The organism is Pseudonocardia bannensis (assembly GCF_012911875.1).
GTDB classification, from domain to species: domain Bacteria; phylum Actinomycetota; class Actinomycetes; order Mycobacteriales; family Pseudonocardiaceae; genus Pseudonocardia; species Pseudonocardia bannensis.
This window is the reverse complement of the sequence record NZ_JAAXKZ010000034.1, coordinates 25,295-48,207: the sequence shown is the minus strand read 5'-3', so window position 1 is coordinate 48,207 and position 22,913 is coordinate 25,295. Positions and strand designations below refer to the sequence as shown.

Here is a 22,913-nt window from a genome sequence, read left to right as displayed (position 1 = left end):
CCCCTGCCCCTGCCCCTGCCGCGAACCCTTACCCGGGATACACCGGGCCGCGTTGCTACGCGCCCCCGGCAAGACCTGGGAGCCCTGCTGGTGAGATGGCCCCTCCTGTCCCCCGGGGACCGATGACTCTCCCCGTCGGCGGAGGTCTCACCTTCATGGACCGACCGACGACGGCCACCTACGTCCTGATCCACGGCGCCGCGTCCGACTCCTGGTACTGGCACCTGCTGGACGCCGAGTTGCGCCGGCGGGGCCACGACGTGGTGGCGGTGGACCTGCCGGGCGAGGACGAGTCGGCCGGGCTGTCCGAGTACGCCGATGCGGTCGTGGACGCCATCGGCGATCGCACCCACCTCGTCCTGGTGGCCCACTCGCTCGGCGGGTTCACCGCTCCCCTCGTGTGCGCCCGGGTGCCGGTGGATCTGCTGGTGATGCTGCAGGCGATGATCCCGGCACCGGGCGAGCCACCGGGCGACTGGTGGGCCGACACCGGCTTCGAGCAGGCCAGGCGCGAGCAGGACGAGCGCGACGGCAGGGCCGACGACGACGTGGTCGCCCTGTTCTTCCACGACACCCCGCCGGACCTCGCGGCCGAGGCGATGGCCCGGCAGAAGGACCAGGCCGGCACCCCGATGGAGAAGCCCTGGCCGCTCGAGGCGTGGCCGGACGTGCCGACGGCGTTCCTGCTCAGCCGCGACGACCGCTTCTTCCCCGCGGAGTTCATGCGCCGGGTCGTGCGGGAGCGGCTCGGCATCACGCCCGACGAGATGCCCGGCGACCACAACCCCATGCTCGGCCATCCGGAGGAGCTGGCCGACCGGCTGGACGCCTACTGGACCGGGCGGTAGCCCGTCACCAGGGCCCGCACCCCGATCGATGTCACCGTCGTCCAGGCGGGGTGGGCCGTCTCTGCGGCGCGTCGAGCAGGTCGAGGACCCTGGCGTCCACCGTTTCGAGAAGCCCCTCCTGCAGGGACGAGAGATCGGCCCGGTGGCGCTCCCCGTGCTCGATCATGTCGGTCGCCAGTTCGACGAGAAGCGAGTGGAGGTCCTCGTCCGCCACCTCGATTCCGCACTCGCGCCGTCCGATGTCGTCGGCGGCGGAAGCGCCGTAGTCCCGTTGAACCCACGCGACCTCGGAGCTCGTGGGCAGCGCCGCCGAGCGGGTAGCCGGATCGGCCGCGGCGCGTTCGGCGGCTGAACACGAGTGGCCGGTGCGCGCCGTCCGCCGTACCGCCCGTCCTCGCCGCACGAGTCGGAGATGCAGTTGGCTTCGTCTCATCGCCTTCGATGGCGCAGGGTCGCGCCCGTTGTCACCGGGAAGGTTCCGGCCTCGAGTTGAGCCGGCGATTCGAATTGCGACGCCGCGAGCCGAAGCGTGCAGCGGGAGCCGGGAGGGGACGGTCGCCGCTGCGTGGTCACGCCGGAGGTCGTGCCGCCGCGCGCAATGCCCGGTACAGCAGCCCCGCATCACCCAGCCGCCGGCGCAGCTGCCGCTCCAGACCGGCGATCGGATACAGGTTCTGCGGCGCCCGCGCGTCCTTGTAACCCTCGGACGCGTACCGGCACAGCGTCGCCTGGCTCAACCACGCCATGGCGATCGCCGCCTCGCCGGTCAGGGTGGCGCTGCACTCCAGCCGCACGATGCCCGCCCACGGCGCCCCCGGCGCGCACGGCAGCCGTAGGTACCAGGTGTAGCGGTCCCATGAGCTGCCGAGCAGGAACACCGGGGTGCGTTGTCCGGCGCCGAGGGTCGCCACCAGCCCGCTCAGCCGTGCCGGAAGGTACTCGCTGCGGTGGGACTTGATGTAGCCGAGCGCCCGGGGCAGGTGCTGGCGCCCGCGCAGCGGGCCGTCGACGACGAGCAGGTCGTCCGGTGTGGACAGCCCGGAACGCGCTGCGACCGCCGTGGTGATCTCGACATCGGCGAGCCGGGACTGGAGCGCGAGGCTCAACGCCTGCGCCGGCGCGATGTCCGGCCGCGCCTCGGCGAGGCTCGCCCGGTAGATCCCGGCCGTGGTCGCGACGTCGACGGCGTGGGCGGCGGTGGTGAACAGTCCGCGGCGGACGTCGACCGCGGCCAGGTGCGCGCCGTCGTCGCAGCAGCACACGACCCCGGCGGCGTAGGAGGCACACAACCCCGGGGAGGCGGCCGCCGCATCGGGCTCGTCGACCCACACCTGGGCGTCGATCCGCCGGACCCCGTCGACGAACAGCGTCGCCGACGGTGGCGTCACGCCCGGCTCCGGATCGACCGGGCGCCACCGGTCGGCCGGCAGTTCGACGTCGGCGACCACGCGAGCGGTCGACTCCCCCAGGTTCTCGGCGTCCAGGCTCGACCCGTACGACGGGTCCCACGGATCGACGGCGAACCGCATGCCCGGTCGCGACGGGGGCGCGCTCACACCGGCCCCGGCATCGATGCGGGACGTCGGGTCTCCCCGACGAGGGGAGCAGGATGCGCGGCCACGGTCCTCCTCGGCACCGGGAACGGGACAGGCCGCCGACGATAGCCGCCCCCGCCACCCGGGATCGCTGGTCGCCCCGGGACAGCTGATCGGATGACGCGAAGTGTCGGTGAGGCGTGCTTGGCTGTGGCCCGTCCCACTCTGATGGAGGTGCGTGAACATGCCCACCCGGGAGACACCGTGGCCCGCCGGCACACCGTGCTGGGTCGACATCGCCGTTCCCGACGTCAAGGCCGCGACGGAGTTCTACGGTCCCGTCATCGGCTGGTCGTTCTTCGACAGCGGCGAGGACTTCGGCCATTTCAACATCGCCCAGACCGACGGGAAGGCCGCCGCCGGGATCGGCCCGATCATGCAGGAGGGGCAGCCCTCGGCCTGGACGTTGTACATGGCCAGCGACGACGTCGACGCCACCGCGAAGCTGATCACGGACAACGGCGGCACCGTGCTCGCCGGTCCGATGGACATCGCCGGCAACGGCCGCATGCTCGTCGCCCTCGACCCCACCGGCGCGGCGTTCGGCGTGTGGCAGGCCATGGGGCAGGTCGGCATCGAGGTCTACAACGAGCCCGGCTCCCTCGTCTGGGAGGACGCCCGGCTGCACGATCCCGCTGCGGCCAAACGCTTCTACTCCGCGGTGTTCGGCTACACCTACCAGCCCGTCGAGGGCGCGCCCGAGGACTACGACACCTTCTGCGTCAACGGCGAGATCGCCGGCGGCATGGGCGGGATGATGGGCGCTGCGGAGGGCACCCCGAGCCACTGGGCGCCCTACTTCGGCGTCGCCGACGTCGACGCCTCGGTCGCGACCGCCGAACGTGGCGGAGGCTTTGTCCTCATGCCTGCGACGGACACGCCGTTCGGACGCATGGCGATTCTCACCGACCCGTTCGGCGCCGTCTTCTCGGTCCACGGGCAGAACTCGGACCAGTGACAACCTCCCGGGACCGGCGGATGTGCCGGCCCCGGGCCGTCACCGCCCTTCCCGGACCACCGACGCCGTGCGCTGATCCCGTGTCACGGCATACCGGACCGGGACGCGCTCGGCCAGCGCCGGCACGTGCGTGATCACTCCGACCATCCGGTCGCCCTGGCTCGCGAGGTTCTCCAGGGTGCTCGCGACGACCTCGAGATTGGCCTCGTCGAGGGTGCCGAAGCCCTCGTCCAGGAAGATCGAGTCGAGCCGAGCGGCGCCCTCCGCGGCCAGGGTCGACATCTGCGCCGACAGCGCCAGCGCGAGCGCGAGGCTCGCCTGGAACGTCTCTCCGCCCGACAGCGTCTTGACCGGCCGGTGCGCATCGGCGTCCGCATGGTCGACGACGAGGAACTCGCCCTCGGCGTGGGTCAGCTCGAACTGCCCGCCGGACAGCTCCGCGAGGCTCGCCGAGGCGTCCGCGACCAGGACGTCCAGCGCCGACGCGACCAGCCAGCGGGGGAACCCGTCGGAGCGCAGCAGGTTCCCGAGCATCTTCGCGACCTGCTGCGCCGACTCCGCCTCCGCCCGGTCGGCCCGCAGCCGCGCGGCCTCGTCACGACGCTCGGCGATCCGCTCGTGTGCCGCGCGCGCCCGGGTGAGCGCCTCGGCGACGGCGGCCGACGCGGTCTCGACGAGCGGAGCGCGCGCCGTGACCTCGTGACCGGCCAGATCCTCGGCCAGCTCCCGTTCGAGGCCGCAGCGCCGCTCCCGGGCAGCGGTGACGGCGGACCCGGCTGCGGGCAGCTGCTCGTCCCGGTCGGCGACCGCCCCCGCGGCCCAGCGGGTCAGTGCAGTCCAGGCCGCGAGCAGGTCATCGCCGGTGACGACCGGCGCGCCGAGCACGACGAGCGGGTCGCGGGCTGCGCGTAGCGCGTCCCATGCCGCGCCGACGTCGCGGTTCACCTGCGCCAGGGCCTTGTCGGTGGCGGATCGTGCGGTGCGAGCGGCCCGCAGCTCGGCATCGGCGGCACGGGCCGCGGCGTCCAACGCATCGAGCTGCTCCAGCGCCGCCGCCGCCTCTGCATCCGACGGCGCCGTCTCCAGCGCTGCGCTCAGCCGGCGGATCCGGTCCTCGAGCGCGCCGAGATCACTGCGTGTCGCCTGCTCGGCGCGCGCCGCCTCGGTCTCGTCCCGGCGGCGCGCGGTGGCGGCCCGCTCGGCCTCCTCGAAACCCTGCGCCGCGGCCCGCGCGGCCTGCTCGGCGGCCACCGCGGTGTCGCGGGCGTCCGCCAGCGCCGCGTCCCGGAACGCGGTCTGTTGCTCGGCCCACCCGGCGAGCGCGGTCCAGCCGCCGAGCACATCGTCGGTGACGGGAGGGGCGCCGAGCGGGACCAGCGGGTCTCGGGCCGCGCGCAGTGCCGCCGCGGCGCGGGTGACCTCGCCCCGCAGCGACTCGACCGCCCGGGCCGCGTCCTCCCGCTCCCGGCGGGCGCGGCGCACGGCGGCATCGGCCTGCTCCGCGGACCGGGAGAGCCGGTCCAGCGCGGCGAGGGCGTCGGCGGTGGCCTGCGCGGTCGCCGGTGCGCCGGCGAGGGCCGCGCGGAGCCGCGTGATCTCGTCCGTTGCCCGCTCGTGTTCCGCGGCGGCGCGCTGCTCGGCCGTCGCGGCCGCCGACTCCGCGGCCCGGGCCGCCTCGAGTGCGTCCTCGGCAGCGGCCACGGCGTCGGCGGTGGTGCTCAAATCGTCGGCGACCGGCACCCTGGGCAGCGTGGCGACGACCTGTTCGCACACCGGGCAGGGCTCCCCCGCCACGAGCGAGGGCCGCAGCGCTGCGGCCCGGTCGGCGAGCGCGGCCTGCTCCCGGCGCTCCCGGGCGTGCGCCAGCCGGTGCCGGGCCTGTGCCACCTGCTCGGCCGCTGTCTCGCGGGCGTGGACGGCGTCGACGTGCCGATGCGCCGCCGCCGGCTCCGCGGCGAGCGCGGCGGCGAGCGCCGCGTGGTCGGCGAGGGCCCGCTCGAGCGGCCCACGCTCCGGTGCCGCGGCGAGCTGCTCGCGCGCAGCGGCCTCGGCGGCCTCGGCCTCGTCGAGGGACTTCTGCGCGGTGACGAGGTCGTCGTGCGCGGCCCGGCGCCGGTCGTCGAGCCGGTCGAGTCCGTCGGGAAGGCGCAGTCCGCTGAGCCGGTCCCGTTCGTCGGCGAGGCGCTGCACGGTGTCGCGAGCCGCGGCGAGGGCGGCCGCGGACGTGTCCCGGTGCGCCCGCGCCGCCTCGACGGCCGCGGCCGCCTGTGCCGCCGCCGCACCGGCCGTCTCGTAGGCCGCGTGCGCCGCGACGTGCGTCTGCTGCGCACCCGGCCGCGCGGCGAGCGCGGTGGCGAGATCGCGGTGATCGCGGCGGGCCTGCTCGAGCGGAGCGCGCTCCGGGGCGGCGGCGCGGGCCTCCCGCGCGGCGGTGTCCGCGGCCTCGGCGGCCGCGAACCGGCGCTGCGCCGCATCGGCCTGCTCGACCGCCGATCGTCGCCGCGTGTCCACTTCGGATACTCCATCGGGGACGGCGAGGGCCGCGAGCCGGCCACGCTCGTCACGTAGTTGCACGACGACCGCCTCGGCGGCCTCGACCGCCCCCGCGGCCGCAACGAGCTCGGGAAGCCGCACGGCCACCCGCTGCGACAGCGACTCCAACGCCGTGACCCGCTCCCCCGCCGCCGCGACCGCCTCGTCTCCCGCGTCGGCGTACGCGGCGAGCTGGCCCGCTATGACCTCGGCACGCTCGCCGGCCCCGGCGGCCTCGCGGTTGGCCTCCTTCGCGATCGTCTCGTAGACGTCCAGACCGAGCAGCCGGGTGAGCATCTGCTGCCGGGCGGCGGGCTTGGCGTGCAGGAACTCCGCGAAGTCACCCTGCGGCAGCACCACGCACTGGCAGAACTGGTCGAACGGCAGCCCCAGCAGCCGCTCGACCTCCTTCGTCACGGCGGAGTCGGCGGCGAGCACCTCGGTGTCCTCGCCGGCCGCGCCGAACCCGGCCGGGTCGGCGAGTCGTTCGAGCCGGGCGTTGCGGACCGTGACCCCGCCCTTGGCCGACCGGCGCAGCTCGCGAGCCACGACGTAGCGGGCGTCCCCGGCGTCGAAGAGGAGCCGCACCGTCCCGCGGTTCACGCTCGGGGCCATCGCGAGGGCGACCATGCGGCGGTCGTCCCAACGCGGCACGGATCCGTAGAGCGCGAACGTCATCGCGTCGATCACGGTCGACTTGCCCGAGCCGGTGGGACCGACCAGCGCGAAGTACTCCGCACCGGTGAAGTCCACCGTGGTTCGCTCGCGGAACGCGGCGAAGCCGTGCATCTCCAGCAGGACCGGACGCATCACGCACCCCCGGCTTCGCTGCTCGGGCCCGCGGACGAGCCTTCGGTGACCCGGTCGTGCAACCGGGCGAACAGCGCGTCGAGCCGCGGGTCGGCGACGGCGCGGGTGGCGCAGTACTCGCGGAACAGCTCCGACGGGCTGCGCTCCACTCCCGGACCGCTCGACGGGCGGGAGCCGGTGACCGGCGTGGCGAAGTCCGGGTCGATCCGGACCTCCAAGGCGTTGGGCAGCAGGTCGGTCACCTCCTCGCGCAGCCCCGCGCGGGCGGGTTCGCGCACCCACACCCGCAGGAAGTCGTCGCCCACGGTGCCGGCCAGCCCCGACAGTTCGTCGACGGTGCCGCGCAGGGTCCGCAGCCGCCGTCCCGCCTTGATCGGGATGTCGGTGACCCGCGCCGGCGTCGTCGGGGTGGCCTCGACCAGGCAGACCACCGGGGTGTTCTCCTGCTCGCCGAAATCGACCGCCAGCGGCGCGCCCGAGTAGTGCACGGGGCTCGGGGCGGCCATCTTCTGCCGCCGGTGCAGGTGGCCCAGGGCGACGTAGTGCGCGTCGGCCGGGAAGATCGCCGCGGGCACGGCGTACTCGAAGATCGACTGTGCGGTGCGCTCCCCGCCACCGAACGTCCCGTTGAGCACGGTCAGGTGCGCCATCACGAGGTTGACGGCGTCGGTGCGGAACCCGCCGGTGAGCGAGCCGAGGATGTCGCGGAGAAGCTGGTCGTAGGCGCCGGTGTTCTCCGCCGGGCTGTTCGCGACGAGTTCGGCGGCGCGCACCGCGTAGCGCTGCGACAGGAACGGCAGTACCGCGAGCGTCGCGTTCTCCCCGCTGCGGGAGGTGAAGTCCACGACGCCACCCTGCTCGGCGCTGCGGACCGAACCGACGAGGGTCACGCCCGCGGCGCCGGCGAAGGGGCGGTAGGCGTCGAGCGTGGCGGCGTGGTCGTGGTTGCCCGCGATGACGATCACCTGGGCCCCGGTGCCGGCCAGCGCCATCAGGGCCTGGACGACGAGTTGCTGGGCCGGGGCGCTCGGCGCGGCGGTGTCGTAGAGGTCGCCGGCGACGAGGACGGCGTCGACCTCCTGCTCACGGGCGATTCGGACGATCTCGCGGAGCACCTCGCGCTGCTCGTCGAGGCGGCTGTGCCCCTTCAACGTCTTGCCGACGTGCCAGTCGGCGGTGTGCAGGAACCTCATCAGAACGGTGGCTCATCCTCGACGACGGGGATCCGGCTGAACGGGTCGCGCGGGCGCGTGGCCCCGTTGGTGCCGGTCGGGGGCGGGGCGCCGCACTCCGACTGGCGTGTCGCCCACGCCGGGAACGGGAACTCGACGGCGAGCGGCACCGGGATCTCGGGCTGGGACACGAACATGGTGCCGGGCTTGGCGAGCGTCGCCCGCGCCCGCTGCGACGGTGGGAGGAACCCGTACTCGGGCCGGCCCGCCTCGGCGGGGTCGAGACGCCCGACGATCTTGATCGAGGAGTTGGAGACGATCCGCCGCTCCACCTCGCTCGCCGTCTGCTGGGCACCCACCAGGATGATCCCGAGCGAGCGCCCGCGCTCGGCGATGTCGAGCAGCACCTCCTTGATCGGGCTGCTGCCCTCCCGCGGCGCGTACTTGTTGAGCTCGTCGATCATCGTGAACAGCAGCCCACCCGGGCCGGCGGCCTCCTTGCGGGCGGTCTCCGAGGCCAGTACGACGCCGACGACGAACCGCTGCGCGCGCTCGGGCAGGTTGTGCAGGTCGACGACGGTGACCTGCTGGTTCTCGGTGGTCACCCGCCGGGCAGGGTTGTTCGCCAGGTCGCCGCGGACGATTGCGCGCAGCGGCTTGAGGCTCGACCGCAGCCGGCGCAGGAACGCGTTGATCGTGCCGACACCGGTGACGGGGCCGGCCCAGTCGCGGCGGGTGTCCTCGTCGGTGAGCTGGTCGGAGATGAACTCGACGAGGTCGTCGTAGGTGCGTAGCACCTGGCCCTCGATGACGACCGCTCCGCCGTCGCCGGTCTCGACGGCCTCGCGCCGCAGCCGGGCGGCGACCTGGTGGATCACCATCGTGTACTGGTTGCGCTCGTCCTCGGCGTCGGCGAAGACGTAGGGCAGCAGCTCGGCGGCGCAGAACTCGTACAGCGTCCACCAGAACGCGGCGATCCCGCTGGTCCGGCCCGACACGTTGGGGCGGCCGGACAGGTCCTCGGGTATGGGCGGGGCGAAGAACCCGACGGACGCGAAGGGCGCGGCGGCGAGGTCGAGCCGGGCGTAGTCGGCGCGAAGCTCGTCGTCCAGCCGGGTGTTGGCATGGTCGAGGAACAGCAGGTCCTCGCCCTTGACGCTGAACACCAGCGCTTTCGCATTGAGCGCGCGGCGCCCGAGCGCCCCGCCGGTGAAGATCGAGTAGAGCAGGAACAGCGCGAAGCTGGTCTTGGTCGCGACGCCGGAGATGCCACTGATCGAGACGTGCCCGCCGCGGGTGCCGTCGAGGAAGTCGAGGTTGACGTAGATGGGGTCGCCGTCGCGGCCGAGCCCCACCGCGACCTTCGTGTCCATCTGGTCGAAGTACAGCGCCTGCGCCCGCTCGTCACCGGTGGCGCGCCGGACCGGCTCGCCGGGACGCGGCGGCACGTAGCATTCCGGCTCGACCCGGGTGGTGGTGACCTCGGCGATCTCCTGCACCTGCGCGGGCAGCACCCCGTCGGCGATGAGGAAGACGTCGGAGCCGAAGCTCGCGCCCTCGTGCCGAGCCCGGACCTGGGTCACGACGCCACTCGTCATGACGGGCCCGAGGCCGGGCACGGCGCGCACGGTGACCACCACGTCGTCGAGCTGCAGGTAGGCGTCCTCGGCGAGGGCCACGCTGAACTGCAGCGGGGTGGAGTCCTCGGTGCCGACCACGCGGCCGACGGGGGGTGCGGGTTGCTCGGCCACAGTCCTCCTCGGCGTCGGGCGGGCGAGCAGCCGACGATAGCTTGGGCCTCCGACAGCCGGGCACGGGCCGTACAACCTCAGGCTGCTCGCGGTCGGCACCGCACCGCCGTTCCCGGCGCGCTGTCGATCGACGGCCTGCTCGACAACACGCGGCGGTCGCTGCCCCGACCAGACCGACGGCGATCAGGCCACTCCCGGCGGCGCCGTGCCCGGTGAGCGCGCCCGCCATGCGCGGCACAGGACGAACTATCCGGCTTCGGCCGTCGGCACCTCAACGGGCAGCTCGCATGCGGGGGCGTCGAGTTCCTCGACCACCGCCGGCCGGGGAACCCACGTACCGCCGGAGACATCGCCCAGCGGCCCGATACCCAGCTGATCCAACTTCTCCCAGACCGGCGCGAGGGCCGCTTCCTTGTTCCGGTAGTACACGGACTCGCGGATGCGTTCGAACGTCCAACCACACCGCTTGAGCTCCTGCTCGCGATGCAGATCGGCCGTTCGCTGCTCGGGCGTGGTGTGGAAGGCCTCGCCGTCGCACTCGACGGCGAGCTTGCCCGCGGCACCGGTGACGACCAGGTCGATTCGCCGGCCGTTGGTCTCCACCTGCGGCGTGACGTGATAACCGCGGGCCAACAGGTCGAGGTAGACGCGCTGCTCGAACAGCGAGTCGAACGCGTCGTGGGGACGGTCCCGCAAGACATCGGTGTGGACCGGGCCGAGCGAAGATCCGGCCGACGTCATGTAGTCCAGCAACGAGCGTCGCAGGTCGGTGGGCCGGAGCAGGTCAGCGGTCACCGAGTGGAACAGCCACAGCTGGTCCTGCGCGCGCGACGCTCCGACGTTGAACCGCTGCTCGAAGGTCCGTCCGCTCAACACGCGCAGCGCTGAATTGGGCGCCACGACCAGGGACAGCCAGACGACATGTCGCTCGTCACCTTGGAAGTCCGGCGGGGTCCCGACCCGGACCCTGCGCTCCTCCCACTGGTGCGGACCGACACGCCTCATCAGCGCGACTCGGATGGCGTCGACCTGGGCCTGGCCCTGCAGGACCACGACGCCGAAGGTCTTACCGTCATAGGCGGGATCGTCCAGGCACTTGGCGACCGATGCGGCGATCGCGTCGGCCTCGGTGGGGTTCACGAGCGACGTGCTGACGCCCTCGGTGAATCCACCCTCCACATAGGACGTCCGCAGTGGCGGCAGCCGGTCGGCACCGAACTGACGAAGCGGCACCAGCGGAGCGTCGCGGTAGAACTCGTTGGAGGACCACGTGATGATCTCCGGCATGCACCGGAAGTGCTCGCGGAGCCGGACGACCTGGCCGAACCGGCTGCGCAGCAGCGAGAAGATGCTGTCCCGCGGGGTGAACGCCGTCCGTAGATAGGCCGGAACGTCGTGCAGTTCGGCGTCGATCCGATCCAGTACCGGCTGCAGCGCTCCGCTGGAGACCTCCGACGGCGTGCACTGCTTGTCATCACCGACCACGATCACGCGCGGCGCCAGCCACAGCAGGAAGATGCTCGTCAGCTCTGCCTGACTGGCTTCGTCGACGATCACCACGTCGAAGACGTTCGGGGTCGGCGCCACCGACGCGAGCACCTGCTGGATCGGCATGACCCAGGCCGGAACCGCCGCCTGCGCGACGGTCATGGCTTCGCGCGCCGACTCACGGAAGCGCTCGGCGAACTTCCCCGTCCCCTTACCGACGTTCGCCATGGCGTTGCGGTAGGACTGCAGCGCCTGAACCTGCTCCGCGCTCATCCTGCTCAGGCACGATCGCCAGGCCTTCGCCGCGGCCAGGCTCGCGGTCAGCCGGCTCGCGTCCCTGACCGCGATCTCGAGGTCCGCCTCGAGTCGGTGCTCGAGTCCGGGCTCGGTCTGCGCGTCGATCCAGCTGGTGGCGCAGGCGTGCGCCCATGCCTGGGGCCAGCGCCGCAGCCGCGGCGCCCACACCGCATCGGCGGGGTCACGGAGGACAGCCCCGGCCAGCGACGGCGACGCCTGGCGGGTGCGCTCGTACAGCTCGTCGCACCGGCTTTGGTCAGCCTGCTCGCGGCGGGCCACCTCGAGGGACGCCAGCGCCTCGTCGTAGCGCCCCGGGTCAGCGGTGCGGTGTGCCTCGATCAGCTCATCCATCTCCGGCGCACGTGCCGCCGGGGGCGTTGCGGACAGCAGCTGCCGCGCGACATCGTCGAGTTCCACCCGGGCCAGCGCCGAGTTGCGCGCGTGAGAGGCCGCGATCGCGACCGCGGCGACGCGGTCGGCGGCGGCGACGCCGTTGATCGCGGGACGTTCGGTCGCCGGCAACGACATGAGCAGCCCCCGGAGGGCGTGCACCGCGTCCAGGACACGCTCGACCGCGCCGCAGCTGCGGCGCAGCTCGAGCATCCTCTCCACCAGGACCGGGCGGTCCGCGTCGACGGCCAGCCCCATCTCCAGCGGGCCGAACGCGGCATCGAGACGCCGCGCGCCCTCCAGCACGCGCAGGTGGTGGGCCGCCGCGGCGGCAGCCGCCGCGGTGGCGACGGCCGCGCCTTCCACGAGCACGGACCCGTTGAAACGCTCGGCCTCCTTCTGTGCCGCGCTCTTGAGCAGCCGCCGCATCGAGCCCCCGGCGGCGAGGTGCGCCGCCAGCCGCTCGAAGACCGGTGCGGCGACTGCCGGATCGACCGCCGCGTCGACGTGCACCCGCGCGAACTCCGCCGCCCGGTCGTGCTCCAGCGCGCTGTCCACCACCAGCGCGAGCTGCTCGACAGCCCGTTGCCAGACGTGCGCGTGGCTACCGGCCAGCAGGCGGTCCGCCGAGCCGGCGGTCCAGGCGGCATGTGTCGGCAGCGCCCGCATCTCGGCCACGGCCTCGGCCACCTGCTCGCACACCGGCCCGAGGTGGGCGAGGGATTCGGGTGCCAGCCGCTCCAGGGCCGCGACCAGGCTCCCGTCGTCGCCGGACCGGAGGACCTCACCGAGCTCGATCGCCTCGGCCAGCGCCGCGAACCGGACGCTGGACAGCAGTTGCTCCGCCTCGGGTAGCTGCTGACCGCGCCTGGCGCGTCGCTGGTCGCTGTCGGACCGTAGGAGGTGCAGCAGTTCGTCGAGCTCGCCGGTGGTCAGCGGTAGCTCGCCGCTAACTCCGTGGCCCAGCCAGCCGTCGTGCTCTGCGGTGGCGTTGAGCTGCTGGGCGATCTGCGCGAGCGTGCCCTGGTAGCCGGGTGCGATCTCCGGATGCTGGTAGGTCTCCTCCTCCCGCACCGCCCGGATCTTCTCCATCAGGCGGGCGTGGGTGTGCTGTATGTCGGCCCGTCGCCGTTCGAGATCGACGATCTCGCGGTCGGCCCGCTCCGGGTGGAAGTCCGTCTTACGACCGGCGAGGGTGGCGACGCTCTTCGCCAGGTCGGAGTTGCCCTTCGCCGATGCGTCGGTCAGGGACACGCACAGTTCTTGCATCGCCGGCGGGAGCTTGTCGCGCAGCACCCGCAGCGCCTGGGCCTTCTCACTGGTCACCAGGACGCGCTGGCCTTGGGCGAGCAGCGCGCTCACGAGGTTGGCGATGGTGTGTGTCTTGCCGGTTCCTGGCGGTCCCTCGACGACGACGCCGCTGTCCCGCCCGAGGCGCCGGATGATCTGGGCCTGCTCCTCGTTGGCCGGCAACGGGAACAGCGGCTGCTCGGCGAGGTCGGCGGGGGGCAGCGCCTCCGAACGCTCCAGCCAGGAGACACGGTCATGGGGTTCGATGGCCTCGACCAGTTGGGCCAGCCCGAGCGGCACCGGCTGCTTCTGGTCGGCGAGCGCCCGCGACATCGCGTCGTAGTAGGCGCGGATGGCGTAGGCACCGCGTGGTCGGGCGACGATGGCCGGAGTCATCGTGAGCCGCGGGTCGGGCCCCGGCTCGTCGTTCCAGGTGTCGCTGATCGTATGGGCGATACGCAGCGTCCTCGTCGCCCACTCCTTGAGGAACTCCGGCAACGCCGGGTCGATGGGGCTGACCACCTGCTCGATGAGACGCTCGCGCAGGTTGGCACTTCCCGACAGGTCGAACGACGGCAGATCCGACAGCAGTTCGTCGTCCTCCAGGCGCACGACGGAGTCGTCGGCGAGCGTGCAGACCATGTCACCGGTCTCGAGGTCCTGTTCGACGTGCAGCGGCTGCGTGATCAGGTGGATGCGGAGGTCGGCGTCATCCACCCCCGGCGTACGCAACAGGCCTGAGCACAGGACCAGTTCGATCGACTCGGGTCGGTCGGCGGTGAGGCGATGCAGATCGAAGAGCGTCTCGAAGATCTCCTGCCGCGGACGGCGCAGCCGTTCCCGTTCCGCCCAGGGACGCCAGTCGCGCATCCAGGAGCCGAAGGCGTCGCGGACCTCCGGAGCATCCGCCAGGTCGACCTCGCCCACCCCCGGCCGGGGTCCGCGCTCCTTCAGCACGGGCTCCCGCAGCGGGTCGTTCTTCGGCGGCGGTTGCACCCAGTTACCCAGACCACGCGGCCTCTCCGGCTCGGGCTCGAGTTGCACGCGGGAGACCCGCAGCACCTCTTGCCCCGGCCCGGACGGGAACTGGACCGTGCAGTGCTCCTGCGCAGCGCCGAGCCAGAGAGCGCGGGCATACCCCGAGGTGTGCCGGAGCGGTCGGTGCTTGGCCAGGGCGAGCTGCCGGAGCACGCCCATCAGCCGGATGACCCGGTCGCGGATCGCGGGGTCGTGCTCCGGGGTCATCGTCCTTCTCCTTGCTCGCCGCTGATCCCGAGGCACCCCGGACAGCTCACTGCTCGTGTCGATGGTGGGGACGAGATCACCCAGCGTCCACCGGACGCCGATCACCGTAACGAGCCCCACCGACAGAGCCCGGGGGGCGGCACTCCGCCACCGGGAGCACGCTGACGGCCGGCTGCGAGAGGACGCTCGGTGGCGCGGCACGTGGCGTCATGCCCGCGGCACAAGGTTTCTCCACGAGCACTCCCGCTGGGGCTCACTCCACTGGGTGTAGCAGCTCGATCTCCCTGTGCGAGGCTGCGCGGGTGAACGACGGACTCGCTGCGGGTGTCTACGAATCCCTCAACACCCGTTCACTGCAGCGCGCGCTGCACGCGGTTCCTGACGCGAAGCCCTACTTCGAGAACGTCGATCCGGCCGATGCACCGGACATCCTCGCCCGACACGTCGCGAACGCGGTTCGACGCGCCGTCGGTCGACTCCCCCACGACGAACGACTCGACGCCGTCAACGTCCTCCTCTCGGAGTTGCATCACGACGGCGACGACGCGGACACGGTCGAAGCGCTCCAGCAACTGCTCGCCATTGCGGTGCGTGAGCAACCCGGCGTCCATCGCCTTGTCCGGCCCACGACGCCGCTGTCGGATGTCGCCCTCCTGACCAACACCCGGGGTGAGCCCAACCTCGGCGCCGAACTCCGCGCCGAACTCGCCAGCGCGGACCGGGTGGACCTGCTGTGCGCCTTCATCCGGTGGCACGGCATCCGGGTACTCGCCGATGAGCTCGACGCACTCCGGGAACGGGGCATCCCACTGCGAGTGATCACCACGACCTATCGCGGCGCGACGGAGCGACGCGCTCTGGACGAGCTGGTACGCCGGTTCGGAGCAGAGGTACGCGTCCGGTACGACGCGCAATCCACGAGGTTGCACGCCAAGGCGTGGCTGTTCCGTCGCAGCAGTGGATTCGACACCGGATATGTGGGCAGCTCGAACCTGTCGAAGTCGGCCTTGGTGGACGGTCTCGAATGGAACGTCCGGATCTCGTCGGTCGCCACACCGTCCCTGGTTCGCAAGTTCGAGGCCACTTTCGACACCTACTGGAATGAGCCCGGGTTCCAGCTCTACGACCCGGATCGCGACGCGGGGCGGCTCGACGCGGCGCTCGCCGCCGAGAGCGGCTCCTCGAACGGGACCATCACTCTGTCCGGTCTCGAAGTCCGGCCACGGCCCCACCAGGAGCAGATCCTGGAGGCGCTCGAGGCCGCACGTACGGTGCATGACCGGCACCGCAATCTCGTCGTCGCCGCAACGGGAACCGGGAAGACCGTCGTCGCCGCCCTGGACTACGAGCGACTCGGCGGTTCGCTGCTGTTCGTCGCGCATCGCCGGGAGATCCTCGAGCAGTCGCTGCGGACCTACCGGGAGGTCCTCGCCGACGGCGCGTTCGGTGAGCTGTACGTCGGTGGCCAGCGGCCCCAGCGGTGGCAGCACGTCTTCGCCTCGGTCCAGTCGCTCGCGCAGATGCCCGACATACCGCAGTTCGACGTCGTCGTGGTCGATGAGTTCCACCACGCCGAAGCGGCGACGTATCGCCGGTTGCTTGCCCACCTGCGGCCCCGTGAACTCCTCGGGCTCACCGCGACCCCTGAGCGGGCCGATGGCGTGGACGTCCGGGAGTTCTTCGACGGCCGCACCGCGTTCGAACTTCGCCTCGGTGACGCCCTCGAACAGGACCTGCTCGCGCCGTTCCACTATTTCGGCGTCGCCGACGGGACCGACCTCCGCGGTCTGGAGTGGAAGCGTGGCGCCTACGACGTCGCCGGCTTGTCCAACCTCTACACCGGCAATGACATCCGGGCGGCGATGGTGATCCGCGCGCTGACCGACCGCGTCACCGACGTCGGCCGGATGCGCGCCCTCGGCTTCTGCGTTTCGGTCGCGCACGCGGAGTACATGGCCCGGGTCTTCACCGAGGCCGGGATCCCGTCGCGGGCGCTATCCGGAGCCACGCCACAGCACGAGCGCTCCGCGGCAGCGACGGCGCTGCGCACCGGCGAGGTTCGCTGCCTGTTCACGGTCGACCTGTTCAACGAGGGCGTCGATCTTCCTGACGTCGACACCCTGCTGCTCCTGAGGCCGACGTCGAGCGCAACCGTCTTCCTGCAGCAACTCGGCCGTGGTCTGCGCCGTGCTCCCGGCAAAGCCGTCCTCACGGTTCTCGACTTCATCGGCCAGCACCGCCGCGAGTACCGATTCGACCTGCGATACCGCGCCCTCACCGGAGCGCCGCGGGGCCGGCTCATCCGCGAGATCGAGAACGGCTTCCCGTTCCTGCCTGCCGGGTCCCAGCTGCTCCTCGACGAAGTCGCGCGCGAGACGGTGCTGGCGAACGTCAAGGGTGCGCTCTCACCCCGACGGGCCGACCTCGTGGCCGATGTCCGGTCGCACGGCGATCTCGGGCTCGCCGAGTATCTCAGCGAGGCCGACCGCGAACTCGCCGACGTGTACGGGCGGCCAGGTGCGAGCTGGACGGCACTGCGCCGCGCCGCCGGCTTCCCCTCGGCTCCTCCAGGACCTGATGAGGAAGCCCTGCTCCGACGCGTTGGCGTCCTCTCGTGCGTTGGCGATCCGGTGCGAGCCCAGGCATATTCACGCCTCCTCGAACCAGGCGGGCCGGACTACGAAGACCTGTCCGAGCGCGATCAAGTTCTGGCGCGAATGCTGTTCTTCACACTCTGGCCCAACCGCGGCGCGTTCACCTCGTACGCCGACGGGTTCGCGCACCTGCGCGCCCACCCCGCCGTCTGCGCGGAGATCGAGGAACTGCTCGCGGTGGCCCTCGACCGCGCCCGGCACGTCCCGCGCCCGGTCGACGTCGCGGGCGTTCCCCTGTTCACCCATGCCTCCTACCGGCGCGAGGAGATTCTCGCAGGGCTCAGGTGGGCGCATTGGGATCGGAAGCCCCATGGCAGAGCCGCCGGGGTCACCTGGTGCCCGGAAACCGGCGTCGACGCACTCACGGTCACCATGCACAAGGAGGAACGCGACTTCTCCCCGACCACCAGGTACCGCGATTACCCGGTCTCCGCGGAGTTGTTCCATTGGGAGTCGCAGAACTCGACGTCGCTGACCTCCGAGACCGGGCGTCGGTACATCAGCGGTGGAAGCACCGTGATGCTGTTCGTTCGGGCGGTGGTCAAGGACGATCTCGGATCCGCCCCGTACCTCTGCCTCGGAAAGGCGACTCTGGTCGAGCACCGCGGCGAGCGCCCGATAGCGATCACCTGGCGGCTGGCGCGGCCGATGCCGGCCGATGTCCTGCAGTCGGGCGCGGTCATCGCGTCGTAGTCATCGGCATGCAATCCGCGCCATGTCCCCCGCGATCTCGAGATCTCTCGGCAGACGCGAGCGACCGCCCGGACGCCACGTGGCCCGCTGCATCGGACGCGAGGCAGGATGGGGTATGACCACCACCCCGACGCGACCGTCGCGCACCGGACTCGACCTGGAGTGGGTCGACCCCGACACCCGTCCTCAGGACGACCTGTTCGGACACGTCAACGGCCGGTGGCTGCGCACCCACGAGATCCCCGAGGACCGCTCGCAGGACGGCGCGTTCCGCGCCCTGCGCGACCGCGCTGAGTCCGACGTCCACGCGATCATCGAGCAGGCCATGGGCGAGCCCGGCAGCGACGCCCGGAAGATCGGCGACCTGTTCCGCTCGTTCATGGACGTCGAGCGCATCGAAGCCGCCGGCACCGAACCGCTCCGCCCGCTGCTCGACGAGGTCACCGCCGCAACCGACCGGGCCGCCCTCGCGGCGGTGCTGGGGCGGCGCCAGCGCGAGGGGCGCACCTCGCTGTTCGGCACCTACGTGAGCACCGACGCCAAGGACTCCGAGCGCTACCTGGTGCACCTGTCGCAGTCCGGTCTCGGCCTGCCCGACGAGTCGTACTACCGCGAGGACACCTACGCCGAGATCCGGGCGAAGTACGTCGAGCACCTGGCCCGGCTCGCCGAGCTGGTCGGCCTGCCCGAGCCGGCCCGGCTCGCCGACACGGTGATGGAGCTGGAGACGGCACTGGCCGCGGCGTCGTGGGACCGCGTGACCAACCGCGACGCGGAGAAGACGTACACGCTGATGACCCTCCCGGCGTTGCGGGAGAACGCCCCCGACTTCGACTGGGACGCATGGCTCGCGGCGCTCGGCGCGCCGACCGGGGCGTTCGACGAGGTCATCGTGCGGCAGCCGACGTTCGTCGTCGCCGCCGCGAAGCTGTGGGCGCAGCGCCCGCTGGAGCAGTGGCAGGCCTGGCTGGCCATCCGCACCGCCTCCGCCTTCGCCGACTACCTGGGCGACGCCGTCGTCGAGGAGGACTTCGACTTCTACGGCCGCACCCTGTCCGGCACCCCGCAGTTGCGCGAGCGGTGGAAGCGCGGCGTCTCGCTCGTCGAGGGCGCGCTGGGCGAGGCGGTCGGCCGGCTCTACGTCGAGCGGCACTTCCCCGCGTCGTCGAAGGAGCGCATGATCACCCTCGTCGCGAACCTGGTCGAGGCGTACCGGCAGAGCATCAGCGAGCTGGACTGGATGGGTCCGGCCACCCGCGAGCGCGCCCTGGCGAAGCTGGCGAAGTTCACCCCGAAGATCGGCTACCCCGACGAGTGGAAGGACTACTCGGCCCTCGAGATCTCCGCCGACGACCTGCTCGGCAACGTGCGCCGCGCGGGCGCCTGGTCCACGGACTTCGAACTCGCCAAGATCGGCAAGCCGGTGGACCGCAACGAGTGGCTGATGACCCCGCAGACGGTCAACGCCTACTACCACCCGCGCATGAACGAGATCGTCTTCCCCGCCGCGATCCTGCAGCCGCCGTTCTTCGACCCCGAGGCGGACGACGCCGCGAACTACGGCGGTATCGGCGCCGTCATCGGCCACGAGATCGGCCACGGGTTCGACGACCAGGGCTCCAAGTACGACGGCGACGGCAACATGACCGACTGGTGGGAGCCCGAGGACCGCGCCGAGTTCGAGCGCCGCGCCGAGGCACTGATCAACCAGTACGACGCCCTGTCCCCGGCCGGACTGCCCGACCACAAGGTCAACGGCGCGCTCACCGTCGGGGAGAACATCGGCGACCTCGGCGGCCTGACCATCGCGATCAAGGCCTACGAGATCGCGCTGGGCGCCGGCGAGCCGCCCGTGCTCGACGGGCTGACCGGCCTGCAGCGGGTGCTGTTCGGCTGGGCCCAGGTGTGGCGGGCCGTGACCCGGGACGCCGAGGCCGTGCGCCGGCTGGCCGTCGACCCGCACTCTCCCCCGGACCTGCGCTGCAACGCCGTCGTCACCAACCTCGACGCCTTCCACGAGGCGTTCGGTGTGCAGGAGTCCGACGCCCTGTTCACGCCGCCGGAACAGCGCGTCCGCATCTGGTGATCGCACGGGAGCGGGGCCGGCGGGTCGGGGACCGTCGGCCCAGGCTCCGCCGCGCCTCCTCCCGGCAGGCGCCGCCGGGTGGACGACGAGTGTTCGTCCGGCATCCGGGTCGCCACGCCCACCTGCGTCCCTCTGACCGGCCGGGCCCCGTCGACCGATGATTTCGTCGGCCGCCGACGGTCTACCGAGGAGGCGAGAGCCCGGGACCGAGGAGGAACAGTTGCCGACCATCCAGCCGATCATCATCACGCCCGACCTGGAGCGCCTGTTCCGCTTCTACAGCTCGCTGCTCGGCGCGGCGGAGACCGCCCGGTTTCCGGACGACGGTCCGGCCTTCTACATCGGCCTGCGCGTCGGCGAGTCCGATCTCGGTCTCGTAGCCGACTCCCAGATGGACACCGCGGCGGTGCAACGCATGCTGCTCAGCGCGGACGTCGACGACGTCGACAGGCTCCTCGGGCAGGTCGAAGCGCTCGGGGGCCGCGTCCTCGGGCCGCCCAACGACATGCCGTGGGGTCAGCGGGTCGCTCATGTGCAGGACCCGGACGGCAACGCCCTCAACCTGACGCAGCAGATCTGACGCGTGGTGCGGCCCCGCACGAACGCGGCGAGGATGCGACGGCGGAAGTCCCAGCAGGTCAGGCGCTGATGCCCGGCTTCCCGACCACCATCCGGATGGTGAACCCCTCGTCCTCCCGGTGGACCGTCACCTCGTTGCAGATCTGGTGCGTCATCCACAGCCTCAGCCCAGCGGTCGCACTCTCCTTCGCCGGCAACAGCCCGGCGTAGGGATCCTTCGGCCCGCCGCCTGCATCCGTGACCGCGGCCACGACCCGCCGCCCGCAGTTCCAGACCCGCAACCGGATCGGCGGCGCGCCGTGGCGCATGGCGTTGTTCACCGCCTCGCTGGCGGCGATGACCAGGTCATCGACCTGGTCGGGTGTCAGCAGGCTCGCAGCGGCGACATCCCGGACGGCCCGGCGGGCACCCGACGGCGTCGGGTCGGCGAGGTCGAGCACCGGCGGACCGGGCTCGACGGGGAACGGCATGGTCGGCCTGGTCCCCAGGAAACCGACGGGGTCCTCGAAGTCCGGGTTGATCAGGTGCTCGCCGTCGGCGGTGACGATGCGCGGGTGGGTCCGCTGCACGTCCGCCAGCACCTCGGGCGGGGCGGTGCGGGTGTCGTAGGGGCACATCCCCCAGATCGGGAAGTCGTCGAAGGCGTGGTGGACCGCCGCCTCGTAGCGGGCCCATTCCTCCCACGAGACCCCGGACCCCGGGTGCGGGACGTCGCCGACCACCCGGATCTGCGCAGCGCCCCGTGCGGTGTGATCGGCCAGCAGGTCCGCAGTCCGCCGCCGCACCTGACCTCATGCCGGCCGTTCCACGCGCACACCCTGGATGCCGAGAAGATCCACCAGGCGGTGGGCGGTGCGCAGCGACGTCCGCAGCACGACCGTCACCCCGAGCCGGCGAGCGAGGTTCGCGAGCGCGAGCAGACCGCGGTGGTCGATGAAGGTCAGCTCCGACGCATCGAGCACGACCTCGCCGCCGTCCGGTACGAGATCGACCCGGCCGGCCGCACGTACGAACAGGTCGAGGCCGAGCAGGTCGACCTCGCCGCCGAGCGCCGCCGCAGCGTCCGTGGCGGCGTGCAGCCGGAAGGGCGCCGCGCCCTCGGTCGCGTTGGGATGCATGCAGGCGGTCTCCGCGACCGCCGCGCTGCCCAGTTCCGAGCGGTCGTAGGCGCACATCGCGGAGAACGGCTCGCTCGTCATGTAGCGGTCGATGAGGTGCTCGTACCGGGCGAACGCGTCGCGCTGTTCGGGGCTGCGAACGAGCTGCGTCACCTCGGCCGCCACCCGCAAACCGGTGAAACCGCTGGCCAGCGCGTCGGTGGTGGCCTCCGCGTACGCCCGCACCTGGTCGTGGGGCTGCACCACCGCGTCGGTGCGGTAGGTGGACAGCAACGACTCGACATCCACCGCCCCGGGCCGGGCACCGTCGAGTCCGCTCACCTCATCGCGGAGCGCCGCGAGATCGCCGCTGGCGACCTAGCGCACCCGCTGGCCCAACGCCAAGCCGTCGGAAAAGAACCGCCGGGCCTGGGCGCGGAACTCGACCTGGTCGTCGTAGGCCACACACAGGTGGTCGTGGAGGCCGTAGCCCGTGGTGTCCTCCACGGTTCCCGATGCGCGCACTCCCGGCAGAGTACGCGAACGGGTGAGAAGCGATGGAGGCGAAACTCGACGGCCGGTCAGCCGAGGCCCCGCCTGAGGAGATCGGCCTGTCTGGCACCCACCGCGGTCACGACGTCCACCGGTACCGGATCGGTCGCAGCGCTGCGAAAGTCCATCGCCACCGAGGCCACGCCCTGGCTGAAGAGCAACATCGTGGACGCCGTCCCACCCAGCTCGTACCCGGTGATCAGCACGCCGGAGTCGCCGATCGGCACGGCCGACGTCGTGACACCCGAGCGCTGATCCTGCGTCGACGACACGGCGCCCTGCATGGCCCTTCGAGCCGCATCGGCGTCCGGCAGAAGCACGATCGTCTCGCCCAGCTGGCGGCTGCCCGCCTCGTCGCCGAAGACCACCGCGACGCCCTTGACACCGCTCTCGTCGATCGGCTGGGAACCATGCTGCGAGAAGCCGGGAAGCGGGATGTCCTCGGCCTGGATCACGAGTCGGTTGACGTCGGTGGCCCCGGCCGGCGCGGGTGTCGCCGCCGGTGGCGGGCCGGTCTGCGATGGAGCTGCAGCCTGGTCTTCCTGCGGTGATCCGCAGGCGGACGCGGCGATGATGCTCAGGACCATCATCGTGGTCCCGATCAGACGACGGGCACCGTGGTTCCTCAGATCAACGATCGGGCTCTCCTGTTCCCCCCGGCGTGGTGCTGCGCGGTGAATCGTCGCGCCGAGGGCCGACGCGGTACAGCGCCACTCGGCCGATCGTGGCGGAGAGCACACGTCACCCACACCGTGACGAGTTCGGCGACGATGTCCTTGCTGACCGCACCACTCCGTTCGGGGAGAACACGCTCGACGTGACGTTCGCACGGTCGCTTCCGAGCCACGAACTCGTCGTGAATCAGTGGTCGGACAA

General features: G+C 72.0%; 14 protein-coding genes and 1 pseudogene. 5 read left to right on the top strand and 10 right to left on the bottom strand.

The genetic code is table 11. The annotated features are described in order from the left end of the window. Nucleotides 1-155 precede the first annotated feature (155 nt). Complete coding sequence (locus HF519_RS11830) at nt 156-848, top strand: alpha/beta fold hydrolase (protein ID WP_169412963.1); 693 nt, start codon at nt 156-158, stop codon at nt 846-848. A 31-nt stretch (nt 849-879) separates the two neighbouring features. Here HF519_RS11830 and HF519_RS11825 read toward each other — a convergent pair whose 3' ends face one another. Both HF519_RS11825 and HF519_RS11820 read right to left on the bottom strand, forming a co-directional pair. Further along, nucleotides 880-1,062, bottom strand: coding sequence for a hypothetical protein (locus HF519_RS11825; protein ID WP_169412962.1), 183 nt, complete (start codon nt 1,060-1,062; stop codon nt 880-882). Nucleotides 1,063-1,417: 355 nt separating this feature from the next. After that, the gene (locus HF519_RS11820; RefSeq protein WP_169412961.1) at nt 1,418-2,377 is read right to left on the bottom strand and encodes a hypothetical protein; all 960 of its coding nucleotides are present in this window, start codon (nt 2,375-2,377) and stop codon (nt 1,418-1,420) included. Nucleotides 2,378-2,627: 250 nt separating this feature from the next. On the opposite strand from HF519_RS11820, the gene HF519_RS11815 reads away from it, so the two are divergent. Beyond that, a complete protein-coding gene (locus tag HF519_RS11815; protein ID WP_169412960.1) occupies nt 2,628-3,401 on the top strand; it encodes a VOC family protein in 774 nt (257 codons plus the stop codon). 39 nt (nt 3,402-3,440) lie between these two features. Here HF519_RS11815 and HF519_RS11810 read toward each other — a convergent pair whose 3' ends face one another. The 4 genes from HF519_RS11810 to HF519_RS11795 all read right to left on the bottom strand — a co-directional run bounded on the left by HF519_RS11810 (nt 3,441) and on the right by HF519_RS11795 (nt 14,376). Further along, nucleotides 3,441-6,743, bottom strand: a complete 3,303-nt coding sequence (locus HF519_RS11810) for an AAA family ATPase (protein WP_169412959.1) — start codon at nt 6,741-6,743, stop codon at nt 3,441-3,443. Beyond that, on the bottom strand, nt 6,743-7,936 hold the full coding sequence (locus HF519_RS11805; RefSeq protein ID WP_169412958.1) for an exonuclease SbcCD subunit D: 1,194 nt from the start codon (nt 7,934-7,936) through the stop codon (nt 6,743-6,745). Before HF519_RS11805 ends, HF519_RS11810 begins: the two co-directional genes overlap by 1 nt. Further along, a complete protein-coding gene (locus HF519_RS11800) occupies nt 7,936-9,666 on the bottom strand; it encodes an ATP-binding protein (protein ID WP_169412957.1) in 1,731 nt (576 codons plus the stop codon). The genes HF519_RS11805 and HF519_RS11800 overlap by 1 nt, the downstream gene beginning before the upstream one ends. A 246-nt stretch (nt 9,667-9,912) precedes the next feature. Next, nucleotides 9,913-14,376 (bottom strand): PDDEXK-like endonuclease domain-containing protein, encoded by a 4,464-nt coding sequence (locus HF519_RS11795; protein ID WP_169412956.1) that lies wholly within the window; start codon nt 14,374-14,376, stop codon nt 9,913-9,915. Nucleotides 14,377-14,678: 302 nt separating this feature from the next. Between HF519_RS11795 and HF519_RS11790 the strand changes: the two genes are divergently transcribed. From HF519_RS11790 to HF519_RS11780, 3 genes are all read left to right on the top strand, one after another. After that, nucleotides 14,679-17,723 (top strand): DEAD/DEAH box helicase, encoded by a 3,045-nt coding sequence (locus HF519_RS11790; protein WP_312860056.1) that lies wholly within the window; start codon nt 14,679-14,681, stop codon nt 17,721-17,723. Nucleotides 17,724-17,838: 115 nt separating this feature from the next. Further along, the gene (locus HF519_RS11785) at nt 17,839-19,809 is read left to right on the top strand and encodes a M13 family metallopeptidase (protein WP_169412954.1); all 1,971 of its coding nucleotides are present in this window, start codon (nt 17,839-17,841) and stop codon (nt 19,807-19,809) included. A gap of 220 nt (nt 19,810-20,029) precedes the next feature. Continuing rightward, nucleotides 20,030-20,389, top strand: coding sequence for a VOC family protein (locus HF519_RS11780; protein ID WP_169412953.1), 360 nt, complete (start codon nt 20,030-20,032; stop codon nt 20,387-20,389). 58 nt (nt 20,390-20,447) lie between these two features. Here the strand turns inward: HF519_RS11780 and HF519_RS11775 are convergent, their stop codons facing one another. The 4 genes and pseudogenes from HF519_RS11775 to HF519_RS11765 form a co-directional block, all read right to left on the bottom strand. Further along, entirely contained in the window at nt 20,448-21,173 is a 726-nt protein-coding gene (locus tag HF519_RS11775) for a sensor histidine kinase (protein WP_169412952.1), read from the bottom strand. A gap of 6 nt (nt 21,174-21,179) precedes the next feature. Then, a pseudogene (locus HF519_RS11770) lies at nt 21,180-21,836 on the bottom strand (MEDS domain-containing protein); the annotation flags it as partial. A gap of 27 nt (nt 21,837-21,863) precedes the next feature. Beyond that, nucleotides 21,864-22,010 (bottom strand): MEDS domain-containing protein, encoded by a 147-nt coding sequence (locus HF519_RS31260; RefSeq protein WP_246243243.1) that lies wholly within the window; start codon nt 22,008-22,010, stop codon nt 21,864-21,866. Between the two features lie 56 nt (nt 22,011-22,066). Next, on the bottom strand, nt 22,067-22,492 hold the full coding sequence (locus HF519_RS11765; protein WP_169412951.1) for a hypothetical protein: 426 nt from the start codon (nt 22,490-22,492) through the stop codon (nt 22,067-22,069). Nucleotides 22,493-22,913 lie beyond the last annotated feature (421 nt).

Excerpts from the sequence above, each read along its gene's own strand:
- HF519_RS11815 (WP_169412960.1), top strand. The coding sequence starts at position 2,628 with ATGCCCACCCGGGAGACACCGTGGCCCGCCGGCACACCGTGCTGGGTC.
- HF519_RS11830 (WP_169412963.1), top strand. The coding sequence starts at position 156 with ATGGACCGACCGACGACGGCCACCTACGTCCTGATCCACGGCGCCGCG.
- HF519_RS11810 (WP_169412959.1), bottom strand. The coding sequence starts at position 6,743 with ATGCGTCCGGTCCTGCTGGAGATGCACGGCTTCGCCGCGTTCCGCGAG.
- HF519_RS11785 (WP_169412954.1), top strand. The coding sequence starts at position 17,839 with ATGACCACCACCCCGACGCGACCGTCGCGCACCGGACTCGACCTGGAG.
- HF519_RS11820 (WP_169412961.1), bottom strand. The coding sequence starts at position 2,377 with ATGCGGTTCGCCGTCGATCCGTGGGACCCGTCGTACGGGTCGAGCCTG.
- HF519_RS11805 (WP_169412958.1), bottom strand. The coding sequence starts at position 7,936 with ATGAGGTTCCTGCACACCGCCGACTGGCACGTCGGCAAGACGTTGAAG.
- HF519_RS11795 (WP_169412956.1), bottom strand. The coding sequence starts at position 14,376 with ATGACCCCGGAGCACGACCCCGCGATCCGCGACCGGGTCATCCGGCTG.